At 60.5% G+C, this 22444-nt stretch carries 24 protein-coding genes; 10 read left to right on the forward strand and 14 right to left on the reverse strand.

What is annotated here, in order from left to right; translation table 11 throughout:
* Window positions 1-43 precede the first annotated feature (43 nt).
* The 3 genes from GTP90_RS04110 to GTP90_RS04120 are packed head-to-tail and all read left to right on the forward strand — an operon-like array spanning window position 44 to window position 3466.
* On the forward strand, window positions 44-766 hold the full coding sequence (locus GTP90_RS04110) for a DUF3106 domain-containing protein (RefSeq protein ID WP_371875018.1): 723 nt from the start codon (window positions 44-46) through the stop codon (window positions 764-766).
* Window positions 756-1283 carry an RDD family protein gene (locus GTP90_RS04115; RefSeq protein WP_161082287.1) on the forward strand — a complete coding sequence of 176 codons (528 nt, stop codon included), beginning with the start codon at window positions 756-758 and terminating at the stop codon, window positions 1281-1283. The genes GTP90_RS04110 and GTP90_RS04115 overlap by 11 nt, the downstream gene beginning before the upstream one ends.
* A gap of 50 nt (window positions 1284-1333) precedes the next feature.
* Window positions 1334-3466 carry a prolyl oligopeptidase family serine peptidase gene (locus GTP90_RS04120; protein ID WP_161082288.1) on the forward strand — a complete coding sequence of 711 codons (2133 nt, stop codon included), beginning with the start codon at window positions 1334-1336 and terminating at the stop codon, window positions 3464-3466.
* Here the strand turns inward: GTP90_RS04120 and GTP90_RS04125 are convergent, their stop codons facing one another.
* From GTP90_RS04125 to GTP90_RS04180, 12 genes are all read right to left on the reverse strand, one after another.
* Window positions 3467-4210, reverse strand: a complete 744-nt coding sequence (locus GTP90_RS04125) for an rRNA pseudouridine synthase (RefSeq protein ID WP_161082289.1) — start codon at window positions 4208-4210, stop codon at window positions 3467-3469.
* Entirely contained in the window at window positions 4207-5229 is a 1023-nt protein-coding gene (ltaE, locus tag GTP90_RS04130) for a low-specificity L-threonine aldolase (RefSeq protein ID WP_161082290.1), read from the reverse strand. The genes GTP90_RS04125 and ltaE overlap by 4 nt, the downstream gene beginning before the upstream one ends.
* 20 nt (window positions 5230-5249) lie before the next feature.
* Window positions 5250-6140, reverse strand: a complete 891-nt coding sequence (locus GTP90_RS04135) for a class I SAM-dependent methyltransferase (RefSeq protein ID WP_161082291.1) — start codon at window positions 6138-6140, stop codon at window positions 5250-5252.
* Complete coding sequence (gene iscX, locus GTP90_RS04140) at window positions 6127-6321, reverse strand: Fe-S cluster assembly protein IscX (RefSeq protein ID WP_117013425.1); 195 nt, start codon at window positions 6319-6321, stop codon at window positions 6127-6129. The genes GTP90_RS04135 and iscX overlap by 14 nt, the downstream gene beginning before the upstream one ends.
* A gap of 1 nt (window position 6322) precedes the next feature.
* A complete protein-coding gene (gene fdx, locus GTP90_RS04145; protein WP_117013424.1) occupies window positions 6323-6664 on the reverse strand; it encodes an ISC system 2Fe-2S type ferredoxin in 342 nt (113 codons plus the stop codon).
* A gap of 19 nt (window positions 6665-6683) precedes the next feature.
* On the reverse strand, window positions 6684-8564 hold the full coding sequence (gene hscA, locus GTP90_RS04150) for a Fe-S protein assembly chaperone HscA (RefSeq protein ID WP_161082292.1): 1881 nt from the start codon (window positions 8562-8564) through the stop codon (window positions 6684-6686).
* A 53-nt stretch (window positions 8565-8617) separates the two neighbouring features.
* Complete coding sequence (gene hscB, locus GTP90_RS04155) at window positions 8618-9133, reverse strand: Fe-S protein assembly co-chaperone HscB (protein ID WP_161082293.1); 516 nt, start codon at window positions 9131-9133, stop codon at window positions 8618-8620.
* Window positions 9134-9139: 6 nt separating this feature from the next.
* Window positions 9140-9463 carry an iron-sulfur cluster assembly protein IscA gene (iscA, locus tag GTP90_RS04160; RefSeq protein ID WP_117013419.1) on the reverse strand — a complete coding sequence of 108 codons (324 nt, stop codon included), beginning with the start codon at window positions 9461-9463 and terminating at the stop codon, window positions 9140-9142.
* 96 nt (window positions 9464-9559) lie between these two features.
* Complete coding sequence (iscU, locus tag GTP90_RS04165; protein WP_008450509.1) at window positions 9560-9949, reverse strand: Fe-S cluster assembly scaffold IscU; 390 nt, start codon at window positions 9947-9949, stop codon at window positions 9560-9562.
* Between the two features lie 24 nt (window positions 9950-9973).
* Window positions 9974-11230 carry an IscS subfamily cysteine desulfurase gene (locus GTP90_RS04170; protein WP_161082294.1) on the reverse strand — a complete coding sequence of 419 codons (1257 nt, stop codon included), beginning with the start codon at window positions 11228-11230 and terminating at the stop codon, window positions 9974-9976.
* Between the two features lie 26 nt (window positions 11231-11256).
* Window positions 11257-11733 (reverse strand): Fe-S cluster assembly transcriptional regulator IscR, encoded by a 477-nt coding sequence (iscR, locus tag GTP90_RS04175; protein WP_008450513.1) that lies wholly within the window; start codon window positions 11731-11733, stop codon window positions 11257-11259.
* A 143-nt stretch (window positions 11734-11876) separates the two neighbouring features.
* A complete protein-coding gene (locus tag GTP90_RS04180; protein ID WP_161082295.1) occupies window positions 11877-12653 on the reverse strand; it encodes a uracil-DNA glycosylase family protein in 777 nt (258 codons plus the stop codon).
* 148 nt (window positions 12654-12801) lie between these two features.
* Between GTP90_RS04180 and GTP90_RS04185 the strand changes: the two genes are divergently transcribed.
* The 3 genes from GTP90_RS04185 to GTP90_RS04195 are packed head-to-tail and all read left to right on the forward strand — an operon-like array spanning window position 12802 to window position 15919.
* Window positions 12802-13083 carry a hypothetical protein gene (locus GTP90_RS04185; protein WP_161082296.1) on the forward strand — a complete coding sequence of 94 codons (282 nt, stop codon included), beginning with the start codon at window positions 12802-12804 and terminating at the stop codon, window positions 13081-13083.
* A gap of 5 nt (window positions 13084-13088) precedes the next feature.
* Entirely contained in the window at window positions 13089-13892 is an 804-nt protein-coding gene (locus GTP90_RS04190; RefSeq protein ID WP_161082297.1) for an ATP-binding protein, read from the forward strand.
* Complete coding sequence (locus tag GTP90_RS04195; RefSeq protein WP_161082298.1) at window positions 13889-15919, forward strand: tetratricopeptide repeat protein; 2031 nt, start codon at window positions 13889-13891, stop codon at window positions 15917-15919. The genes GTP90_RS04190 and GTP90_RS04195 overlap by 4 nt, the downstream gene beginning before the upstream one ends.
* Window positions 15920-16263: 344 nt before the next feature.
* Here the strand turns inward: GTP90_RS04195 and GTP90_RS37550 are convergent, their stop codons facing one another.
* Window positions 16264-16557, reverse strand: coding sequence for a hypothetical protein (locus GTP90_RS37550; protein WP_371875016.1), 294 nt, complete (start codon window positions 16555-16557; stop codon window positions 16264-16266).
* Window positions 16558-16606: 49 nt separating this feature from the next.
* Complete coding sequence (locus GTP90_RS04205) at window positions 16607-17929, reverse strand: glucoamylase family protein (protein WP_371875017.1); 1323 nt, start codon at window positions 17927-17929, stop codon at window positions 16607-16609.
* A 215-nt stretch (window positions 17930-18144) separates the two neighbouring features.
* Here GTP90_RS04205 and GTP90_RS04210 point away from each other — a divergent pair, with 215 nt between their 5' ends.
* Genes GTP90_RS04210 through GTP90_RS04225 form a run of 4 tightly spaced genes read left to right on the forward strand, consistent with a single transcriptional unit; the run spans window position 18145 to window position 22404 of the window.
* Window positions 18145-19365 carry an efflux RND transporter periplasmic adaptor subunit gene (locus GTP90_RS04210; RefSeq protein ID WP_161082300.1) on the forward strand — a complete coding sequence of 407 codons (1221 nt, stop codon included), beginning with the start codon at window positions 18145-18147 and terminating at the stop codon, window positions 19363-19365.
* Window position 19366: 1 nt separating this feature from the next.
* Window positions 19367-20065, forward strand: a complete 699-nt coding sequence (locus tag GTP90_RS04215; protein WP_161082301.1) for an ABC transporter ATP-binding protein — start codon at window positions 19367-19369, stop codon at window positions 20063-20065.
* A 4-nt stretch (window positions 20066-20069) separates the two neighbouring features.
* Window positions 20070-21227, forward strand: coding sequence for an ABC transporter permease (locus tag GTP90_RS04220; RefSeq protein ID WP_161082302.1), 1158 nt, complete (start codon window positions 20070-20072; stop codon window positions 21225-21227).
* Window positions 21228-21237: 10 nt separating this feature from the next.
* Window positions 21238-22404, forward strand: a complete 1167-nt coding sequence (locus GTP90_RS04225) for an ABC transporter permease (protein WP_161082303.1) — start codon at window positions 21238-21240, stop codon at window positions 22402-22404.
* The last annotated feature ends 40 nt before the right edge of the window (window positions 22405-22444 follow it).

Raw genomic sequence — 22444 nt, forward strand, 5'->3', positions numbered from 1 at the left:
CGGTCACGCAACATGGGGCGCTAAAGCGGTAGCGGTATTGACGGTGGCAAGCGCGGCGCTGATTGGCTGCGGCCGTTCGGAAACGCCGGCGCAGCCTGCGGCGCAAGGCGCATCCGCTTCCGGCTCGCAGCAGGGCACGGCGGCGGGCAAGCATGCACCGGCCAAGTCGGCCGACAAAACCATGTGGAAGGATTTGACGCCCGCGCAACAGCAGGCGCTGGAGCCGCTGGCGCCCGAATGGGACCAGTTGGAGCCGATCCGCAAGCAAAAATGGCTGGGCATCGTCAAGCGCTACGCCTCGATGAAGCCGGACGAGCAGGCCCGCGTGCAGGAACGCATGCGCGAATGGGTCAAGATGACGCCGGAGGAGCGCCGCCAGGTGCGCCAGAACTTCGCCCGCGCGCAGAAGATCGATCCGTCGCAGAAAACCACGCAATGGGAGTCCTACCAGCAGCTCTCCGAAGAGCAGAAGAAGGAACTGGCGGCCAAGGCGGCGATGAAGAAGCAGGTCGCCAATCTGCCGACGCCGACCCAGAGCAAGATAAAAACAGTGGCGCCGATCAAGCCGCCGGTGCCGACCGGAGCCAGCCCCGCCACGACGCCGGTGGTCGGGCCAGTCGCCACCCCGGCGCCCGCACCGGCGCCCGGCATCGACCCGGCCACCGGCGCGCCCATTCCCAACGCCTCGAACGTCGCCCCCGTGATCGCGCCCTCCGCGCCGGCATCCGTTCCGCCAGCACAGCCCGCCAACAGCAATGTCAAATAAGCAGCCGGCCACCATCCCCACCGTCAAGCGCCGTCTGATTTCGATGGTCTATGAAACCCTGCTGGGCTTCGCGGTGCTGTTCCTGCCCTTCCTGGTCTTTGAAATCGCCACCCACGGCAGCCACACGCCGACCATGGAACACATGCGCCAGGCGCTGGCCTTCCTGGTGCTGGGCGCCTACTTCATCCACCAGTGGAGCCGCGACGGCCAGACGCTGGCGATGAAGACCTGGCGCCTCAAGCTGGTGCGTCCCGGCCATAGCCACCTGTCGCTGCAGACCGCCGCCGTGCGCTACCTGCTGAGCTGGATGTGGGTGCTGCCGGCGCTGCTGGCGGCGCTGGTGCTGGACCTGCACAAATGGCAGGCGCTGGGCGCGGTCGGCGCCGGCATCCTGTTGTGGTCGCTGACGGCCTTCCTCGACAAGGACCGCCAGTTCCTGCACGACAAACTGACCGGCACCCGCCTGGTCCAGCTGCCTCCGCCGGAAAAGAAAAAGAAGGCCGTGCCGGCGGTGTAATTCTTGCAATCTTCTGTGGCAGAATAAGTCTTTCGCCACAGGGGGTACAAATGACCAAAGCTGTTTGCTTGATGTACGGGGCGGCCATCGCCCTGTCAGCCTCGGCCGCGTTCGCGGCCGACATTCCCGCCGCGCCCGTGGCGCGGGTTGAACCCGTCAGCGACACCTACTTCGGCGAGGCCGTGGTGGACCGCTATCGCTGGATGGAAAACGACAAGGACCCCGACTGGCTGCCCTACCTCAAGCAGCAGAACGCCCACGCCCGCGCCGTGCTCGACGCATTGCCGAAACGCGACGTGCTACTGGCCCGCATCCAGCAACTGTCCGGCGACGTGGCCACGCCGGCGCGCGTGCAGAAAGCCGGCGTGCGCCTGTTCTACCAGCAGCGTCCGGCCGGCGCCAACAACTTCAAGCTGTTCGTGCGCGAGGGCGGCAAGGACCGGGTGCTGGTCGATCCAACCGCGCTCGACACCAAGACCAGCCATGTCTCGCTGGACTGGTGGGAAGCCTCGCCGGACGGCAGCAAGCTGGTCTACGGGCTGTCCAGGGACGGCAGCGAAGACTCGGTCCTGCAGATCATGGACGTGCGCACCGGTGCCATCCTCAAGGAGCGCATCGCCGACACGCAGGCCGCCGATCCCAACTGGCTGGACGACAGCTCCGGTTTCTTCTACAACCAGCTGACCGGCAAGAACAACACGCCGGAACGCTACCTCGATTCGACGGCGCGCTTCCACAAGCTGGGCACCGATCCGGCCAAGGATCCGCTGCTGATGAAGCGCGGCTTCGATCCGGCGATCGTGTATGAAAAAATCCAGGCGCCGTACATCGGCACCGCGCAGCACTCCGCCACCGCGCTGCTGATCCTGGCCGACGTGCGGCACGAGAAGCGCATCTACGCCGCGCCGCTGCGCGACGTCGTCAAGGGCAAAGCCAAATGGCAGCTGGTGGCCGACTTCGCCGACGAGGTGACCGGCGTGGACCTGCACGGCGACGACCTGTACCTGCTGTCGACCAAGGACCATCCGCGCGGACGCCTGCTGAAAACCTCGGCCAGGGCGCCGTCGCTGGCCAAGGCCACCGAAGTGGTGGCCGAGTCGAAATTGGTCCTGCAAGGCATGGCGCGCGCCAAGGACGGCCTGTACCTGCGGGCGATGGACGGCGGCCCGAGCGCGCTGCAGCGCCTGGGTAACGACGGCAAGCTGACCACCATCGCCCTGCCCTTCGAAGGCACGCTGCGCGAGATCGAGGCCGACCCGAATGCGGCGGGCGCGCTGGCCATGCTGACCGGCTGGCTGGAACCGGCCGGCATCTGGAGCGTGGGCGCCGACGGCAAGATGAGCGACACCGGCATCACGCCGAAGCCGGCCATCGACACCAGCGCCTACACCACCGAGCGGCGCTACGCCACCGCCAAGGACGGCACGCAGATCCCGTATAGCCTGATCTACAAAAAAGGCCTGAAGATGGACGGTAAGAATCCGGCCTTCATCTCCGCCTACGGCAGCTATGGCTCGGCCGCGTACACGCCCTCGTTCGCGGGCCGCACGCTGGCATTGGCCGACCAGGGCGCCATCATCGGCTACGCCAATGTGCGCGGCGGCGGCGAGTTCGGACGCCAGTGGCACCGCGCCGGCCAGCTGGAAAACAAACCGAACACCTGGCGCGACCTGATCGCCGTGTGCGAGGACATGAACGCCAAGGGTTACACCTCGCCGGCCAGCATGGCGATCGGCGGCCGTTCGGCCGGCGGCATCACCATGGGCCGCGCGCTGGAGGAGCGGCCGGACCTGTTCGCGGCGGTGGTGTCGGGAGTGGGTTGGCACAATCCGCTGCGCTACGTGGCGGAGCAGAACGGCTATGGCGAGGAGCCTGAATGGGGAGCGATCGCCGATCCGGCCGGCTTCAAGGCGCTGAAGAGCATCGACAGCTATCAGCAAGTGGTGGATGGCACCAAATACCCAGCCATCATGCTGACGACCGGCGTGACCGATCCGCGCGTGGCGCCGTTCCATCCGGCGAAGATGGCGGCGCGCCTGCAGTCGGCGACGGCCAGCGGCAAGCCGGTGCTGCTGCGGGTGGACTTCGACGCCGGCCACGGCATGGGCTCGACCCGCGCGCAGCAGGATGCCGAGTCGGCCGATACCTACGCCTTCATTTTGTCGCAGACCACCGGGAAGTAATCAGAAGCGCTCGTGATCCTGCAGGTAGCGCCACTCGCCTACCGGCAGGCTCGCCATCGCGATGCGGCCGATGCGGATGCGCTTCATCGACACCACGGTCAGGCCAACCAGCTTGCACATATGTTCGATCTGGCCCGGCTTGGGATTCTTCGGCGCGAAGCGCAGGCGATTCTCGTTCTGCCAGCTGACCTTCATCGGCGGCAGCGGCTTGCCGTTGAACGGCAGGCCGTGGTTCAGCAGCGCCAGGCCGTTTTCCGCGATGGTGCCGGTCACCTCGGCGATGATCTCGTGCTCGATCTTGGCCGCTTCGTCGACCAGCTTGCGGCTGACTCGGAAGTCCTGCGTGAACACCAGCAGGCCGCTGGCCTTGGTCTCCAGCGGCGTGGTCAGCGTCAGGTTGGCCAGGTGGCGCTTGAGGAAGCGCTGGCCCGGCGCGGATCGCGTCAGCGAGGCGGGGTTCAGCAGATGCACGGCCGGCGAACCGTCCTTGCCGATGCCGCCGTTGGCGCCCACCGGTTTGTGCAGCAGGATCGTCACCGGCTGGATCTCCAGCAGCGTGGCGTCCGGCGCGACTTCGATCCGCTGTTCCAGCGTCACGCGGGCGCCCGCCTCCTCCACCACAACGCCGTCCACGCTGACGAAACCGCCCTCGATATAGAGTTCGGCTTCGCGGCGCGAGCAAGGGCGCATCTCCGACAGGCGCTTGGCCAGGCGGACGGTGTTATCAGTGGTGCTATCGGTCATCCGAAGAAATCTCCAAAAACGGTAATGGCGCGGTCGATGTCCTCGCGCGATGCATCCATGTGCGTGACGATGCGCAGGTGCGGCGACATCGATACGCGGATGCGGGTCAGTTGCAGCACGTCGTTCAAGCCACGGCAGGCATCGGCCGGGATATCGACGTAAAAAATATTAGTTTGCGGCGCGCTGACCTTGATGTGCTTCAGCTTCGCCAGTTCGCTTGCGAAGTAGGCGGCGTTGTCGTGGTCTTCCGCCAGCCGTTCGAAGTTGTGCTGCAGCGCGTACAAGCCGCCAGCCGCGATCATGCCGGCCTGGCGCATGCCGCCGCCCAGCATCTTGCGCCAGCGCTTGGCCTCGGCGATCAGCGGCTTGCTGCCGCACAGGACGGAGCCGACCGGCGCGCCCAGGCCCTTGGACAGGCACACCGAGACCGAATCGAAGCCCGCCACCGCCGCGCGTGGGCTCACGCCCAGCTTGACGGCGGCATTGCAGACGCGCGCGCCGTCGAGGTGCGTGGCCAGGCCGCGTTCATGCGCCAGCGTGGTCGCCTGCTTAAGGTACTCGAGGCCCAGCACGCGGCCGCCGATGGTGTTCTCCAACGCCAGCAGCTTGGTGCGCGCAAAGTGGAAATCGTCAGGCTTGATGTAGGCTTCGATGTCGGCCAGCGCGATGCTGCCGTCCGGCTGGTTGATGATGGGCTGCGGCTGGATACTGCCCAGCACCGCCGCGCCGCCACCTTCGTAGCGGTAGGTATGGGCTTCCTGCCCGACCAGGTATTCGTCGCCGCGGCCGCAGTGGGCCAGCAACGCCAGCAGGTTGCTCTGCGTGCCGGACGGCGCGAACAACGCAGCCTCGTAGCCGAACAAATCGGCCGTATATTCCTGCAGGTGGTTGACGGTGGGATCATCGCCGTAGACATCGTCGCCGACGTCCGCCGCGTTCATCGCGGCGCGCATCGCCGCGCTGGGGCGGGTGACGGTGTCGCTGCGGAGGTCCAACCATTTTTCGTTCAGCTCACTCATCGTTCCCTGCCCCTTCTGTTTTACTGTTTTGCTACCTGCTGTGTGAAGAATCGGTTGCCCATCTCCTCCAGCCCCAATGTCTCCAGCACTTCCTGCAAGCGCTCCGATGGCCGCTGGCGCGGCAGGTTCTTGTAGGTGGCGATGATCAGCTCATTCTTCATCGAGTGCTCCCAGCCCACCAGCTCCGTCACATTGACCTGGTAGCCGTGGGCTTCCAGTTGCAGGCAGCGCAGCACGTTGGTGATCTGGCTGCCGAATTCGCGCGTGTGGATCGGGTGGCGCCAGATCTCGGTCAGCGCCGACTTGGCCAGCGACTTGCCCTTGTTCTTCTTCAGCACCGACGCGACCTCCGCCTGGCAGCACGGCACCAGCACCATGTACTTGGCCTTCTTCTTCAGCGCGAAGTGAATGGCGTCGTCGGTCGCCGTGTTGCAGGCGTGGAGTGCGGTGACGACGTCGATCTGGTCCGGCAGCAGCTTCGATTCGGTGGACTCGGCCACCGACAGCGGCAGGAAGGACATGCCGGGGAAGTTGAACTGCTTGGCCAGTTCCTGCGAACGCGCCACCAGCTCTTCGCGGGTTTCGATGCCGTAGATGTGCGAGCTGTCGTTCAGCGCCTTGAAGAACAGGTCGTAGATGATGAAGCCGAGGTAGGACTTGCCGGCGCCGTGGTCCACCAGCGACACGCTCTCCTTCTCGGCCAGCACTTCCTTCAGCAGCGGCTCGATGAACTGGTACAGGTGGTAGACCTGCTTCAGCTTGCGGCGGCTGTCCTGGTTCATCTTGCCGTCGCGGGTGAGGATGTGCAGCTCTTGCAGCAGCGCGACGGTCTGGCCTTCGCGGATTTCCGGCATGTTGTCCGCGCCGGTGACGGTTGCGCCGATCCTGGTCGCTTGCTTACTTGGCTTCATCGATCCACGCCTGCTGTATCGCCTCGAGGACTTTTTCACCACCGCGCGTGTGGTCGTCGTCGAACTCTTCGAGGTCGACGATCCAGTTGTGCAGATCGGTGAAGCGGATAGTCGCCGGATCGATGTCCGGGTGCTTATCGTAGAGCGCTTCCGCAATCGCGGTGATGTCGGTCCACTTCATCTCAGTGCCCGCCTTCGCTTGCGTGATTGATGGTGTATTTCGGGATCTCGACGACCAGGTCCTCGTCCGCCACCACGGCCTGGCACGACAGGCGCGACACGGCTTCCAGGCCCCAGGCCTTGTCCAGCAGGTCTTCCTCGGTCTCGGAGGCTTCGTTCAGCGAGTTGAAGCCTTCGCGCACCAGCACGTGGCAGGTGGTGCAGGCGCAGGACTTCTCGCAGGCGTGCTCGATGTGGATGTCATTTTCGAGCATGACGTCGCACAGCGTCTTGCCGGCTTCGGCTTCGATGACGGCGCCGTCCGGGCACAGTTTTGCGTGGGGCAGGAATACGATTTGTGGCACTTGATACCTCTAGGTTTGTTTAAACTACCTGGTCCAGCGTCTTGCCGGCCAGTGCGCTGCGCACGCTGCGATCCATGCGGCGCGATGCGAATTCCTCGGTGCCGTTGGCCAGTGCTTCGACGGCGGACTTCACCGCCGCGTGATCGGCGGCGCCGCTCTGCGATTGCGCGACCACGTCGCGCACCTTGTTCATCAACGCATCGACCGCCACGCGTTCTTCGTCGCTCAGCAAGCCGGCATCTTCATCCAGCGCCGATTGCGTGGCCAGCATGATGCGCTCGGCCTCGACCTGCTCTTCGCGCAGTGCGCGGGCGACCATGTCCACATCGGCCGACTTGTACGAATCCTGCAGCATGCGTGCGACGTCGTCGTCGCCCAGGCCATAGGCCGGCTTGACGACGATCGACGCTTCCACGCCGGAGCGCAGTTCGCGTGCGGACACCGACAGCAAGCCATCCGCATCCACCTGATAGGTGATGCGGATGCGCGCCGCGCCGGCCACCATCGGCGGAATGCCACGCAGCTCGAAGCGCGCCAGCGAACGGCAATCGGACACCAGCTCACGCTCGCCCTGCAGCACGTGTACCGCCAGCGCGGTCTGGCCGTCCTTGAAGGTGGTGAACTCCTGCGCACGGGCGCAAGGAATGGTCGAATTGCGCGGGATGATCTTCTCTACCAGGCCGCCCATCGTCTCGATGCCCAGCGACAGCGGAATCACATCCAGCAGCAGCCAGTCGTCGCCCGGCGCGCGGTTGCCGGCCAGCAGATTGGCCTGCACCGCCGCGCCCAGCGCCACGACCTTGTCCGGGTCGATGTTCGCGTGCGGGATGGTGTGGAAGTATTCGCTGACCGCGCGCTGCACGTGCGGCATGCGGGTCGCGCCGCCGACCATGACCACGCCATCGATATCGTCCGCATCGACGTTGGCGTCGCGCAGCGCCTTCTTGATGGCCTTCATGGTCTTTTCGATCAAATGCTTGGTGATCTCCTGGAAGGTCTCGGCGGTGATCTTCAGATGCACTTCCTCGCCCGAGCCGAGCACCGCGTCCACGGTCACTTCGGACTTGGTCGACAGCAGTTCCTTCGCTTCGCGCGCCTTGACCATCAAGACAGCGGTGTCTTCGTCCGACAGCGGCGCCAGTTTTTCCTGCTGGTGGATGTAGCAGAACAGGCGATGATCGAAGTCGTCGCCGCCCAGCGCGGAGTCGCCGCCGGTGGACAGCACTTCGAACACGCCCTTGCTCAGCTTGAGGATGGAGATATCGAAGGTGCCGCCGCCCAGATCGTAGACGGCGTACAAACCTTCCGAACCGTTATCCAGGCCGTAGGCGATAGCGGCGGCGGTAGGCTCGCTCAGCAGGCGCAGCACGTTGATGCCGGCCAGTTGCGCCGCATCCTTGGTAGCCTGGCGCTGCGCGTCGTCGAAGTAAGCCGGCACGGTGATGACCGCGCCCACCAGATCGTCGCCCAGCGAATCTTCGGCGCGCTGGCGCAGCGTGGCCAGGATCTGCGCCGATACCTCGACCGGGCTCTTGACGCCGGCGATGGTCTTCAGCTGCACCATGCCAGGGGTGTCCTGGAAATCGTAGGGCATGTTTTCCGCGTAGGCGATATCGGCCAGGCCGCGGCCCATGAAGCGCTTGACGGAAACGATGGTGTTCTTCGGATCGATGGTCTGGGCGGCTTGCGCCTTGTAGCCGATATTGGCATGGCCGTTGGGCAGATAGCGCACCACGGAAGGCAGCAGCGGGCGGCCATCCTCGTCACTGAGCACTTCTGGAATGCTGTTGCGCACCGTGGCGACCAGCGAATTGGTGGTACCCAAGTCGATACCGACCGCCAGCCGATGCTGGTGCGGCGCGGTGGACATGCCTGGTTCGGAAATTTGCAGAAGTGCCATGGATGGACCTGTATTCTTATCTTGTCTGCCGAGGCGCGCGCGCGGCGCGGCGCTCAGGCTTCGATTGCTTCGAAGGCGAAGCGGACTTCTTCGCCGAATTTTTCAAGGAACATCAGCGCGCGCACGCCTTGCGCGGCCGCGTGGAAATCGCCGGCGTCGATCTGCGTTTCGATCTCCGCCAAACGCGCCTTGCGTTCGTTGCGCAACTGCTTGTCGAGCGCCTCCAGCGCGTCGCTGTCCTTGGCGGCGCGGGCGTCGCCCAGCTCTTCGCGCCATTCCATCTGCTGCATCAGGAAGGCCATCGGCATCGCCGTATTCGACTCGGTCTGCAAATCGACGCCGTTCAACTCGCACATGTACTGTGCGCGCTTCTGCGGATTCTTCAGGGTCTGGTAGGCTTCGTTGGCGCGCGTGGCCCACTGCATGGCGACGCGTTTTTCGGCGTCGGTGGCATTGACGAATTTGTCGGGATGAACGCGGCCCTGCACGTCGCGGTAGGCGCTGTCCAGCGCCCCCGCGTCCACGGCAAACTGCTGCGGCAGATTGAACAACTCAAAGTGATTTTGCATGGCTTATCAGATGCGGAAGCTCTCGCCGCAACCGCAAGCGTCTTTCTCGTTCGGGTTATGGAACTTGAAGCCTTCGTTCAAGCCTTCGCGTGCGAAATCGAGCTCGGTGCCGTCGATGTACGGCAGGCTTTTCGGATCGACGAATACTTTGACGCCGTGCGATTCGAACACGCTGTCTTCCGGCGCGACTTCGTCCACGTATTCCAGCTTGTAGGCCAGGCCCGAGCAGCCGGTGGTACGCACGCCAAAACGCAAGCCGACGCCTTTACCACGGCGCTCGATGTAGCGGTTGATATGCTTGGCTGCTTTTTCGGTCAGGGTGATTGCCATTTGATTCTCCTGCGTCGTTCCCGCGCAGGCGGGAACCCATGCTGATTGGCCGTATCCGGCTCGGCATGGATTCCCGCTTTCGCGGGAATGACTGGGTTACGCTGCGACTGGGTGCTTGGTCTGGTAGTCCAGTACCGCTGCCTTGATGGCGTCTTCCGCCAGGATCGAGCAGTGGATTTTCACCGGCGGCAGCGCCAGCTCTTCGGCGATCTGGGTGTTCTTGATGGCCAGCGCCTGGTCCAGCGTCTTGCCCTTGACCCATTCGGTCACCAGCGAGCTCGATGCGATGGCCGAACCGCAGCCATAGGTCTTGAACTTCGCGTCTTCGATCAGGCCATCGGCGCCGACCTTGATCTGCAGCTTCATCACGTCGCCGCAAGCCGGCGCGCCGACCATGCCGGTGCCGACGGTCTCGTCGCCCTTTTCGAACGCGCCCACGTTGCGTGGATTTTCATAGTGGTCCAACACTTTTTCCGAGTAAGCCATTTTGATGCTCCTGTATCTGAATAATTAGTGGGCTGCCCATTGGATCGAGCTGATGTCGATGCCGTCTTTGAACATGTCCCACAGTGGCGACAGCTCACGCAGTTTGTGTACCTTGGACTTCATCAGGTTGATGGCGAAGTCGATGTCCTCTTCGGTGGTGAAGCGGCCGATGGTGAAACGGATCGAGCTGTGCGCCAGCTCGTCGCTGCGGCCCAGGGCGCGCAGCACGTACGATGGCTCCAGCGAGGCCGAGGTGCAGGCCGAACCGGACGACACGGCCAGGTCCTTCACGGCCATGATCAGCGACTCGCCTTCGACGTAGTTGAAGCTGACGTTCAGGTTGTGCGGCACGCGGTGTTCCATGTCGCCGTTGATGTAGGTCTCTTCGATTTCCTGCAGGCCCTTGGCCAGGCGGTCGCGCAGGCCCTTGATGCGGGCGATCTCGCTGTCCATTTCCACTTTCGCCAGGCGGAAGGCTTCGCCCATGCCGACGATCTGGTGGGTCGGCAGGGTGCCGGAGCGCAGGCCGCGCTCGTGGCCGCCGCCGTGCATTTGCGCTTCGATGCGCACGCGCGGCTTGCGGCAGACGTACAGCGCGCCGATGCCCTTGGGACCGTAGGTCTTGTGGGCGGTGAAGGTCATCAGGTCGCACTTGGTCTTTTGCAGGTCGATCGCCACCTTGCCGGTCGCTTGCGCGGCGTCGCAGTGGAAGATGATGCCTTTCGAGCGGCACAGCGCGCCGATCTCGTCGATCGGCTGGATCACGCCGATCTCGTTGTTGACCAGCATGACGGAGACCAGGATGGTGTCCGGGCGGATGGCGGCGGTCAGCTGCTCGATGGTGATCAGGCCGTTGTCCTGCGGTTCCAGGTAGGTCGCCTCGAAGCCCTGGCGTTCCAGTTCGCGCACCGTGTCCAGCACAGCCTTGTGCTCGGTCTTGACGGTGATGATGTGCTTGCCCTTGGTCTTGTAGAACTGCGCCGCGCCCTTGATCGCCAGGTTGTTCGATTCGGTGGCGCCGGAGGTCCAGATGATCTCACGCGGGTCGGCATTGACCAGCGCCGCGACGTGGGCGCGCGCCTCTTCCACCGCTTTCTCCGCGGTCCAGCCGTACATGTGGCTGCGCGAGGCCGGATTGCCGAACTGTTCGCGCAGGTAGGGAATCATCATGTCGGCGACGCGTGGATCGATCGGCGTGGTGGCCGAGTAGTCCATGTAGATCGGGAAATGCGGGGCGGTCTGGAACTTCACTGGCGCGATGTTTTTTTCAGGGGCGTTCATCTAGGTTACTCCGTTAACTAGTTCTCTTAACCAAGCGCGGCGTGGTTACGGTGCATCACGACCACGTTTTGTTCAGCATTCTTTTGCTTCTGTTGATCGACCAGATCCTGCAGGGACACGGAATCCAGGTAATCGACCATTTTTTCGTTCAGCGTGGCCCACAGTTCGTGGGTCATGCAGCGTGCGCCGCTGGCGGCGTCCGCGCCGTGGCAATTTTCCTTGCCGCCGCATTGGGTCGCATCGAGCGGCTCATCGACGGCGATGATGATGTCGGCCACGGTGACCTTGTCGGCGCGGCGCGCCAGACTGTAGCCGCCGCCCGGACCACGGATCGATTCGACGATCTCGTGGCGGCGCAGCTTGCCGAACAACTGCTCCAGGTAGGACAGCGAGATGGCCTGGCGCTGGCTGATGCCGGAGAGCGTGACCGGGCCTTTGCCTTGGCGCAAAGCCAGATCGATCATCGCAGTCACAGCAAAACGGCCTTTGGTGGTCAGACGCATCACTACCTCGGTTCAACTAGGTTAAAATATCGACCTCATCGCTCATTACAGTGTTACATAAGAGCTGATTAGTTGATCGATTTAGTCAAGTATATCAAACTTTAACGAAGTTTGCCCGGAGAGCCTTTTGCCAGAAGGGTTACTTACCGTTTCAACAACTGCATCGGCTGGAACAGCTGGTGCATGTCCCGGTTGCCGATGAAGCTCAGGTTGTAGGGATGTTCCGCCACGATGCGCGGGAACTCCCGCATGACCGGCAGCTTGCTCAATAGTTCAGCGATCTTTCCCCACAACACCATCGTCGGCTTGGTGGTTGCCTGCGCGGCCAGGCCGGCCATCACGGTCTCGAAAAACGGCAGCCAGGCCTTGGCATCCTTGGCCGGCGCCACATGGCTGCGGAACACCAGCGACGCGTTCAGCAGCAAAAACCCCTGCTGGATCAATTTCTGCTGCATCTCGGCCAGCGTCTGGATATGGCTGACCGACGTATTTCGGGCGCGGGCGGCGACGGCGGCCATGGCCTCGCCGGCGGTGTTGTCCGGCGCCAGCTGACCGTCGGCAACCAACAACATCTTCATGAAATTGCGCAACGAGGTGGCCTTGTTGACCGGCTTGGACAACCCGCCACCCCGCTCGTCCGACCACAGGCCGCCGACCGCGCCGTCCATGAAGCAGACGCCGGTGGCGCTCTCGGCGCGCGGATACGGGCCTTCGCCGACCAGCACGTAGCGCACCTGCTGCAGCGGCAGCGAAAAGGCGGCAAACAGGCGTTGTTCGGTGGGCAGGTACTGGTCCTGAGCAAGTTGTGGCAGGTAATCGGGCGTGGCGGCCATCATGGCCTCCAGCCCCTGCACCAGCAATGAATGCCAAGAGCTATGCGCTATTTTAAGCGCATCAACTAGTGGTGAAGGAATAATCATTAAAAGTTCACCTCAAAAAAGGGGATTGTATTACAGCCCGCAACCTTCTTATCCTCCCAGGTAAAAAATTCGTGCGGCGGAGAAATTTACGGTATAGTTGCCCAAAGTTACTTAAAACATCACCTAACTGCTATGGAAGCTAAGCGCCATGACTGAAACAACAACTTCGACTTTGATTATTTCATCCGCAATAATTTTAGCTATTGCAATAGTAGTGATAATTTTGCGCGGAAAGATTCGATCCGCATCGATAAAAGCAGGAAAAATTTCAGGAAAAATAGAAACTCATCTCCCGGAAAAAACCACCCTCAAAGATCTCGTCCAAGAAACCAGTCATGGAAGTAACGAAATAGACGCAAAAAGTAGTTCCGCGACTCTAGAAAATATCAAGCAAAAATCAAAGAAAAATAACAGCATTAATATTGGATAATTTTCATGGCCGTCCCTTTCGCAAACTATCATATCCAACGCAGAGCTTTGGGTAATCTCTTTTTAGATAAATGTGAAAATAATATAATACTGATCAAGGGAAACAGCGGAAGTGGAAAAACTTCTCTGCTGCATTCCTGCCTAAAGGAAATGAAAGGTCTTCATGACCCAATAACGATTGAACTTCGTGAAAATTCAGTGGGAGTAACTGAAATTTTTTCAAGAAGCGCTACGCATATTGGCTGGGGGAAACTTGAAAAGTTTAATCATTGCGCAAGAGAGATGGCTGGCCAAGTACCAACGGTCAAATTGGATGATATCCATCAACAAGGAAAAGTTAACTCAATAAGAATTGCACTTCAGGTTTCCGATATAGCCGAACGAGAATATCGTCAAACTATGCTAACGGAAGCATGGTTCGACGATATGTCTGCGTTGACTAAGCCATTAGTTATAGTATTTGACACGTACGAACAGGCCCCTGCCGAAGTTAAAAATTGGATGAGTGGGCCTTTCCTGTCTCGCGCCGCAAAGTGCGACTCCGTGAGGGTGGTAATAGCAGGACAAACTGTACCTACAGCTGGCATAGAATGGGGTGACTGTCACACCGTGCACGAATTATATGGCGTACGCGAAGCTCACGAATGGATGCCGGTCGTTGATGCACTGCAGAAACACATCCCTGTTAAGTCCGTTGAGGACTGGTTAGCAGGGATTTGTCATGCATTGAATGGCCAACCTGGTGAAATAATGAAAATTATTAAGGCGCTCCCCAATAAAGTTATCAACGCTATTGAGGAAAAGTCATGACTTCAATGGAATCATTATTAACCGAACTCTTATCGGCAAAAACGGAAGAAGAGAAGGCTTGGATATCGACAAAATTCAATTTAGCTACGCAACCGCAAAAACTACAAAATGCGGTCTGGACTGCCGCCATCCCAACGTGGTTCGATGGACCAATGCTAAACTCACTTTTAGATTCCCCCCTCACAGGCGAGGAGTTTGAGGAGTTTCTAGCGCTTCCTTATATAGATATTTTCCCAGGGTACGGCTGGAGCGTGCATGAAAAAACACGAGATCTCCTATGGAATAGTTTATCTGCAAACGATCCCTTGCGTTTTGTAAAAATAAACAGGCTAAGCAGTTTATGGTCACGAAAATTTCATTCTGCTGACCTCGCTTGGCGTACCGAGGCCACAATTTACTCGCTTTTAGCAAAAGAAAAAAACTCGGAAAAAAATCTTCAAGAGTTGTGTAGTGAGTTGCTTGATATTTTTCAGTACCCTACACTTGAGTCAACGCTAACCAAAGTCTTATCTAAAAAAAATTCGCATCACATAAACAAGTCTTCGATCGCATGGGCACTGTATTACAGGGCTAAACTCGACTATTTGCAGAGCACGATCGAGAAATCCCAAGCAACTTTAGATGATATAAATTATACAAACCAGCCCGATGAAAAGCTTAGAGTGGTTTGTAAGAAGCTGGACGGCGATATTGCGACGATTAAATCGGACTATCCAAGAGCGAAGCAGCTTTATCACGAGGCGATTGAGGAATTTCGCTCTTTGAAAAATATAATCGGCGAAGCGAATTGCCTCCAGTCGCTGGCGGAGGTTCATCATCATTTAGATGATAACAAAACGGCTATCAGAATAATTCTTTCCGCGAAAAAAATTTACAAGGATAAAAATAGAAGTTTGGGCGAAGGGCTTTGCTATAGTACTTTAGGAAGAATACAGGTAATTTACCATGATTTGGATTCTGCTCTAAAAAATCATGAATTAGCTCTAAAAATATTTCGCAATAACCGTACACGCTTAAATGAGGCGCACACTCTTCAGAATATCGCGTGCATTTATTTATGTCGCTGGGATTTTTTAAAAGCTCAAGAGTATTTGGACTTCTCCTTTAAACTGTACGAAGAAACCAAAGATGCTTTAGGCAAAACCAACTGTCATATGGTTCAAGCGGATCTCTATATGATGCGTGGAGAGGCGAACATTGGCAAAGAGATATACAGGAATTGCATCGATTTATTTCGCAAGATAGGCGATCCATTAGGGGCAGCGAATTGTACTTTATTGTTAGGTGCCGCATTAACTCAATTAGGACAATTCAAGGACGCAAGACATTATTTAGTTGAGGCAGAAAGTGCGTTTAAGGCCATATCATCGTTGTCTGGCGGAATAAATTACATCGAGAAAATTGCATACCTGGAGAAGCATTACGGAAACCTTAATGCTGCATTGATACATTATAATCAAGCGGCATCGGAATGGGCAGCACTTGATCACAATTACAATGTAGCTGATAGCCACCGAGAAATTGGAAACATTCACTTACTATTAAATAATTATTCAGATGCAGAACTGCACTTCCTTACCTCCATAAATATATATGATAATGAAATAACGAGAATAGATCGTGCAGACCTATTCTTAACAAAGAATGATCTATCCAGCGCAGAAAGAGAAATAGCTATCGCAGAAAAAATTTCCCCTAAATATTTCAGGATTAATACGCTAAAAGGAAAAATCAAATTCATCTCCAGAAAAAATATAGATGCAATTTACCATTTCTCAGAAGCTATTACTCAGTGCCCTGGCGACGGAAAAATTCAAATTCTTCAATCATTGGCGGAGGCATTATCCAGCCTGCCATGGGAGGAATCCATGCATTCTGGCCTTGCCAAAATTTATAGCGAATTAGAGATAGAAGAAATTTTACGCTTCATAGAATTAGCCTATCCTGCCGAAAATATATTTAGCAAACAGATTGAAATTTTAGAGAGAAAGATCACTGAACTTCGCGCAATAAAAATTTCCGAATAGAGAATACTATGCCAATCGGCGAATTACGAAATTCGTTGGCTGAAAGTGGAGATAATCGGTGGATTCTTGATAGAACAATGCTGCTGTGTATCTATCGTGCAGCAGACATTTTTATAAACAACCTTGACTGAGCGGGTTATTGCAGGGGCACGTTTACGACTAGGCCGCTTGCCAAAATAGTATGCGAACCGACATTTTAGCGCACCGGCTCAGCGCTCCGTCGCTATAATAGTCGGCTTTCGTTGATCCGCCGATGCCCGTAACACCCGATGACAATACCGAGCAGTTCGCACTGTCACGCCTCGCCCGCCCTCAAGAGATGATGGTGAGACCGTACTTAGCGCTCAGTAGGCTTCACAGCCGGGAAAAATACTAAGGTCACCGACCGCGATGCAGTGCCTAATCGGCCGACATTCGACTTCAAAATCCTTGTAAATTCCAAAGCTAAGCACGTACTGCAGCGGCAGCGAGAAGGCGGCGAACAGGCGTTGTTCGGTGGGCAGGTACTGGTCCCGCGCCAGTTGCGGCAGGTAATCGGGCGTGGCGGCCATCATGGCCTCCAGCCCCTGCACCAGCAGCGGACGCCACGAAGCGTCCGCGCGGTCCAGGGCGTCAAGGATCGAAATTGGGATCGTCATGGGGAAAAAGCATCCGGGGAAAAGCAGGATTGTATCGCCTCCCGGCGGCTTATGCGTCCAGCCAACCGCCGGTGAAGCCAGCGCTGCGCAAGCCATTGCGCAAATAAATATTTTTCCGCAGCAGGCTCCAGGGAAAATCGTTCAGGTAATTTTCCACCATGACGACCGTCGGGCCTTCGTTGATGCCGAAGTGGTAAGGCGATACCCAGCGCCGGCAGCCGGTCTCGCACAGGTGAAAGACCGTCGAGAACGAAGCCTTGAAGCCGTAGGGATTGGCCTCGCACAGCTTGAGCCCCTGGAAGTGGGCGATGCTGGGCAGGACGATCTCCGGCGCGAACGGCAAGCTGGCCGCCACCGCCCACGGCGCCAGCGTGCCGTCGTCCGGGCCGTACGGCGCGCTCCGTGCCACGTAGTCATAAAACCTGCGCTGCACGCCGCCGATCTTCCGGCTGGCGGGGCCGGGGCCGTCGCTGGCCGTGAAACCCCAGCACAGTTCGCCGTACTCCGGAAAGCCCATCGGATTCTCGATCGCGTAGCGCTGCTGCACATGGGCGGCACGGCGGCTGTTCTCAAAGTAGTCCAGATCGTGCGCACGCATGAAATCGTCGCGTATGCCGCGCAGGTCCAGCCAGAGGTGCGACATCTGATGAATAAACAAGGGGCCGGCATACAGGTAGTCGATGCCGTACACCGTCTTCCATTCATAGGTGCTGGCCCATGCGTCATAGCTGTCGCGGCCGATCGGATGGGTCGGCGACCCGAGCGCCAGGATGTACAGGATCAGCGCCTCGTCGTAGCCTTCCCAGTGCCAGCGCAGGAAACCCTGTTCCGGCTTCCAGCCGTGGCAGAGCAAGCCGTTGCGGCCGCGCATCCATTGCCAGTCCACGCGCCGGTACAACATATGCGCCAGTTCGCGGATCTCGCGCTCGCCCGGGGAGTCCTCGTTGAAATATGCGGCCGCCGCCAGCATGCCGGCGATCAGCAGCGCGGTGTCGATGCTGGACAGCTCGCAGCGCCATGCCCGCGCCCCGCTTTCCATGTCCAGGAAGTGATAGTAGAAGCCCTTGTAGCCGGTGGCGTCCGGCCCGGTGCCCCGCTCGCAATTGGCAAAGAAGCGCAAGGTGGTCAGGGTGCGCAGCACGGCCTCGCCGCGCGGCATGCAGCCGCGCTCGACGCCGATGGTGTAGACGGTCAGAGCCATACCGACCGCGGCGATGCTGGCCGGCCAGCCCGGCTCGGTCTTGTCGCGGATCAAGCCGTTGGCCGGGTTGGTTTCGTGGATGAAATACTCAAAGGAATTCCTTTGCATCTCCGTCAGCAGCTTCAGCTTGTCGGCATCGATGGCCGGCGGAGTACGGTTTATATCAGGCATGGTGGTCATAGCGGGCCCAGCAAATTCCAAAGCTCCATGTTGTCACAGCCTTCCGCCAGCATATGTGGTTCAACGCACGAATGGGGACGGAGCGGTAGCGCGTCCTCCCCGGCACGGCCGGCATGTTATTGCGGACCGACTTGCCACGGCCGGGATTTTCCCGCACTATTCGTGTGAACTTCTTGCTAATTTTTTGCTTTCTTTACGAGGCATTTGTGGCCACTCCCGACATCTCAAGGTTGAAAATAGAGCGCGGTGCTCCCGCGCAGGTTCAAGGGCAGCGGTCCAAGCGCCGCCGCTGGATCAAGATCGCGCTGGTGGTGATCGTGGCCGGCATTGGCGGCAAGGTCGCCATGGGCCAGTTCAGCGGCAAGAGCAGCGTGGAAACCGTCACCGTGGCCCAGACCTGGCCGTCGCAGAGCTATACCCTGCTCAACGCCACCGGCTACGTGGTGGCGCAGCGCAAGGCGGCGCTGTCGTCCAAGGCCACCGGCCGGCTGGAGTGGCTGGGCGTGCTCGAAGGCAGCAAGGTCAAGAAGGACGAGGTGATCGCGCGGCTGGAGAACCGCGACGTCAGCGCCACGCTGGGCCAGGCGCAGGCCAACGTCAAGGTGGCGCAGGCCAACCTGGAACAGGGCCAGGCCGAGCTGCTCGACGCGCAGGCCAACTTCAAGCGCACCGCCGAACTACTGAACCAGAAGTTCATCACCGCCTCCGCCTACGACACCGCGCAGGCGCGGCTGACCAAGGCCAAGGCCAATATCGCCGGCTTCAACGCCGCCATCGCCGCCGCCAAGGCCAACGCGCAGGTGGCGCAGGTGGCGCTGGACCAGACGGTGATACGCGCGCCGTTCGACGGCGTGATCCTGACCAAGAGCGCCAACGTCGGCGACAACATCACGCCCTTCTCCTCCGCTGCCGACAGCAAGGGCGCGGTGGTCACCATCGCCGACATGGACACGCTGGAGGTGGAGGCCGACGTCTCCGAATCGAACCTCAGCAAGATCCGCGTCGACCAGCCGACCGAGATCCTGCTGGACGCCTTCCCCGAGCTGCACCTGGCCGGCACCGTCTCGCGCATGGTGCCGACCATGGACCGCAGCAAGGCCACCCTGCTGGTCAAGGTGCGCTTCGTCGACCACGACCCGCGCGTGCTGCCGGACATGAGCGCCAAGGTGGCCTTCCTGTCGAAGCCCGTGCCGCCGGAGGACAGGCAGGCCGTGACCGCCGTGCAGCCGGCCGCCATCGCCACGCGCGACGGCAAGGCGGTGGTGTTCGTGCTCGATGGCGAGAAGGTGAGGCAGGTGCCGGTCACGCAGGGCCGCAAGATCGGCGACCTGACCGAGGTCAAAGGCGTCAAGCCCGGCGACAAGGTGGTGCTGGCGCCGGACGCCAAGCTGCACGACGGCGCCGCCGTCAGCCTGGCGAAAAAATAAGATGAGCGAACCACTGGTACTGATCGAACATCTGGTCAAGTCCTACCGCCGCGGCGACCAGCTGGTGGAGGTGCTGCGCGATATCAGCCTGGCGATACCGGCCGGCGATTTCACGGCGCTGATGGGGCCATCCGGCTCCGGCAAGAGCACCCTGCTCAACCTCATCGCCGGCATCGACAAGCCCGATAGCGGCGTGCTGCGCATCGCGGGCCTGGACATCGCCGGCATGAGCGAGAGCGACCTGGCGCACTGGCGCTCGACCAACGTCGGCTTCATCTTCCAGTTCTACAACCTGATGCCGGTGCTGTCGGCGTTCGAGAACGTCGAGCTGCCGCTGCTGCTCACGCCCCTGTCGCGGCGCGAACGGCGCGAGCGCGTGGAGCTGACGCTGGAGATGGTCAACCTGGCCGACCGCATGGACCACACGCCGAACGAGCTGTCCGGCGGCCAGCAGCAGCGCGTGGCCATCGCCCGCGCCATCGTCACCGACCCGACGCTGATCGTGGCCGACGAGCCGACCGGCGACCTGGATCGCAACTCGGCGGCCGAGATCCTGGTGCTGCTGCAGCAGCTCAACCAGCAGCTGGGCAAGACCATCATCATGGTGACGCACGACGCCAACGCGGCGGCGCAGGCGCGCAACATGATCCACCTCGACAAGGGCGAACTGCTCGCCGGCGAACCGACTGTCCCGGCCTGATACCATGTACACGCTGCGGCTGATCTTCAAGAACGCCATGCGCCACAAGCTGCGCACCTCGCTGACCATACTCGGCCTGGTGGTGGCGATCTTTTCCTTCGGTCTGCTGCAGACCGTGGTCGACGCGTGGTACGCCGGCGCCGAGGGCGCGTCCAACACCACGCTGGTCACGCGCAACAAGACCTCGCTGGTATTCCCGCTGCCGCTGTCCTACCAGGCGCGCATCCGCGCGGTGCCGGGCGTGTCCGGGGTCGGCTTCGCCAACTGGTTCCAGGGCACATACAAGGATCCGAAGAATTTCTTCGCGCAGTTCGCCGTCTCCGGCGAGAGCTACCTGAACATCTATCCCGACTACCTGCTGCCGCCCGAGCAGCGCGCGGACTTCCTCAAGGACCGCAAGGGCTGCATCGTCGGGCGCAAGCTGGCCGACCAGTATGGATTCAAGGTCGGCGACGTCATTCCACTCAAGGGCACCATCTACCCCGGCAACTGGGAGCTGACGGTGCGCGGCATCTACGACGGCAGGCAAAGCACCACCAACACCGCCACCCTGTTCTTCCACTGGGACTACGTCAACGAGACGATGAAGAAGGTCATGCCGCGCCGCGCCAACCAGATCGGCGTGTACGTGGTGCAGATCGACCAGCCGGAAAACGCCGCCGCCATCTCCGCCGCCGTCGACAAGGAGTTCGCCAACTCGCTGGCCGAGACGCTGACCGAAACCGAAAAGGCCTTCCAATTGGGCTTCGTATCGATGTCGGAGGCGATCGTGGTGGCGATTCGCGTGGTGTCGTTCGTGGTGATCGTCATCATCGGCGCGGTGATGGCCAACACCATGGCCATGAGCGCGCGCGAGCGGCTGGGCGAATACGCCACCCTGAAGGCGCTCGGCTTCGGGCCCGGCTTCCTGGCGCTGATGATTTTCGGGGAATCGCTGCTGCTGGCGGCGTTCGGCGCGGCCATCGGCATCGCCGTCCTGTTCCCGTTCGCCGCCTTCCTCGGCAAGGTGATGGGCACCATGTTCCCGGTGTTCGAGGTGTCGCGGCTGACGGTGCTGCAGCAGGTGCTGGCGGCGCTGGTCATCGGTGCATTGGCCGCCATCGCGCCCACCATCCGCGCGGTGCGCATCAACATCGTCGACGGTTTGAGGAGCATAGGTTGACGCATCCATCATGAAGATCCCTCTTTCCTACGTGGCCCGCAACCTGTGGGCGCGCCGCCTGACCACCACGCTGACCGGCGCCGGCCTGGCGCTGGTGGTGTTCGTGTTCGCCACGGTGCTGATGCTCGACGAGGGCCTGCGCAACACCATGGTCACCACCGGCGAATACGACAACGTGATCCTGATACGCCGCTCGGCCGATACCGAGGTGCAGAGCGGCGTGGACCGCACCCAGGCCAGCATCGCCTCCAGCCACCCTTCCATCGCGCGCGGCGCCGACGGCCAGCCCTTGCTGTCGAAGGAAACGGTGGTGCTCATTTCGCTCAACAAGCGCGGCTCGGCCAAGCCGTCCAACGTGATCATCCGCGGCATCTCGCCGCGCGGCCTGATGCTGCGGCCGCAGGTGAAGCTGACGGCGGGCCGCATGTTCCGTCCCGGCGCTTCCGAGATCATCGCCGGCGCCAGCATCGCGCGCCGCTTCGAGGGCGCCGGCATCGGCGAGACGCTGCGCTTCGGCCAGCGCGAGTGGACCGTGGTCGGCCTGTTCGACGCCGGCAACAGCGGCTTCGATTCCGAGATCTGGGGCGACGCCGACCAGCTGATGCCGGCCTTCCGCCGCAACGCCTATTCGGCCATGGTGCTGCGGCTGGCCGACACCTCGCTGTTCGACGGCTTCAAGAAGGACATCGAATCGGACCAGCGCCTGACGCTGGACGCCAAGCGCGAACAGACCTTCTACTCCGACCAGTCGAAGGCGCTGTCGACCTTCATCAGCGTGCTGGGGCTGATCCTGTCGATCATCTTCTCGATCGGCGCGATGATCGGCGCCACCATCACCATGTACGCCTCGGTCGCCAACCGCGTCGGCGAGATCGGCACCTTGCGCGCATTGGGCTTCCAGCGCCGCAGCATCCTGGCCGCCTTCCTGGCCGAGTCGATGCTGCTGGCGGTGCTGGGCGGCGCGCTGGGCCTGGCCTGCGCCTCGCTGATGCAGTTCCTGTCCTTCTCGACCACCAATTTCCAGTCCTTCTCCGAGCTGGCCTTCGGCTTCCGCCTGACGCCCGCCATCGTGGTCAAAACGCTCATGTTTTCGCTGGCGATGGGCATGGTCGGCGGCTTCCTGCCGGCGCTGCGCGCGGCCCGCATGAAAATCGTCGACGCCTTGCGCGCGGCATGACCGCCCAATCGTGCGGGAAGCGTGCTAGACTTTCCATAAT

Origin of the sequence: Duganella vulcania, assembly GCF_009857655.1 — a bacterium.
Classification (GTDB): domain Bacteria; phylum Pseudomonadota; class Gammaproteobacteria; order Burkholderiales; family Burkholderiaceae_D; genus Rugamonas; species Rugamonas vulcania.

Excerpts from the sequence above, each read along its gene's own strand:
- GTP90_RS04190 (WP_161082297.1), top strand. The coding sequence starts at position 13,089 with ATGGCCGTCCCTTTCGCAAACTATCATATCCAACGCAGAGCTTTGGGT.
- GTP90_RS04220 (WP_161082302.1), top strand. The coding sequence starts at position 20,070 with ATGTACACGCTGCGGCTGATCTTCAAGAACGCCATGCGCCACAAGCTG.
- GTP90_RS37550 (WP_371875016.1), bottom strand. The coding sequence starts at position 16,557 with ATGACGATCCCAATTTCGATCCTTGACGCCCTGGACCGCGCGGACGCT.
- GTP90_RS04205 (WP_371875017.1), bottom strand. The coding sequence starts at position 17,929 with ATGCCTGATATAAACCGTACTCCGCCGGCCATCGATGCCGACAAGCTG.
- ltaE (WP_161082290.1), bottom strand. The coding sequence starts at position 5,229 with ATGAGTGAGCTGAACGAAAAATGGTTGGACCTCCGCAGCGACACCGTC.
- iscR (WP_008450513.1), bottom strand. The coding sequence starts at position 11,733 with ATGCGTCTGACCACCAAAGGCCGTTTTGCTGTGACTGCGATGATCGAT.
- GTP90_RS04195 (WP_161082298.1), top strand. The coding sequence starts at position 13,889 with ATGACTTCAATGGAATCATTATTAACCGAACTCTTATCGGCAAAAACG.
- GTP90_RS04225 (WP_161082303.1), top strand. The coding sequence starts at position 21,238 with ATGAAGATCCCTCTTTCCTACGTGGCCCGCAACCTGTGGGCGCGCCGC.
- GTP90_RS04180 (WP_161082295.1), bottom strand. The coding sequence starts at position 12,653 with ATGATTATTCCTTCACCACTAGTTGATGCGCTTAAAATAGCGCATAGC.
- GTP90_RS04125 (WP_161082289.1), bottom strand. The coding sequence starts at position 4,210 with ATGACCGATAGCACCACTGATAACACCGTCCGCCTGGCCAAGCGCCTG.
- GTP90_RS04170 (WP_161082294.1), bottom strand. The coding sequence starts at position 11,230 with ATGAACGCCCCTGAAAAAAACATCGCGCCAGTGAAGTTCCAGACCGCC.
- GTP90_RS04115 (WP_161082287.1), top strand. The coding sequence starts at position 756 with ATGTCAAATAAGCAGCCGGCCACCATCCCCACCGTCAAGCGCCGTCTG.
- GTP90_RS04215 (WP_161082301.1), top strand. The coding sequence starts at position 19,367 with ATGAGCGAACCACTGGTACTGATCGAACATCTGGTCAAGTCCTACCGC.
- hscB (WP_161082293.1), bottom strand. The coding sequence starts at position 9,133 with ATGCAAAATCACTTTGAGTTGTTCAATCTGCCGCAGCAGTTTGCCGTG.
- GTP90_RS04135 (WP_161082291.1), bottom strand. The coding sequence starts at position 6,140 with ATGAAGCCAAGTAAGCAAGCGACCAGGATCGGCGCAACCGTCACCGGC.
- GTP90_RS04120 (WP_161082288.1), top strand. The coding sequence starts at position 1,334 with ATGACCAAAGCTGTTTGCTTGATGTACGGGGCGGCCATCGCCCTGTCA.
- iscU (WP_008450509.1), bottom strand. The coding sequence starts at position 9,949 with ATGGCTTACTCGGAAAAAGTGTTGGACCACTATGAAAATCCACGCAAC.
- iscA (WP_117013419.1), bottom strand. The coding sequence starts at position 9,463 with ATGGCAATCACCCTGACCGAAAAAGCAGCCAAGCATATCAACCGCTAC.
- iscX (WP_117013425.1), bottom strand. The coding sequence starts at position 6,321 with ATGAAGTGGACCGACATCACCGCGATTGCGGAAGCGCTCTACGATAAG.
- hscA (WP_161082292.1), bottom strand. The coding sequence starts at position 8,564 with ATGGCACTTCTGCAAATTTCCGAACCAGGCATGTCCACCGCGCCGCAC.
- GTP90_RS04185 (WP_161082296.1), top strand. The coding sequence starts at position 12,802 with ATGACTGAAACAACAACTTCGACTTTGATTATTTCATCCGCAATAATT.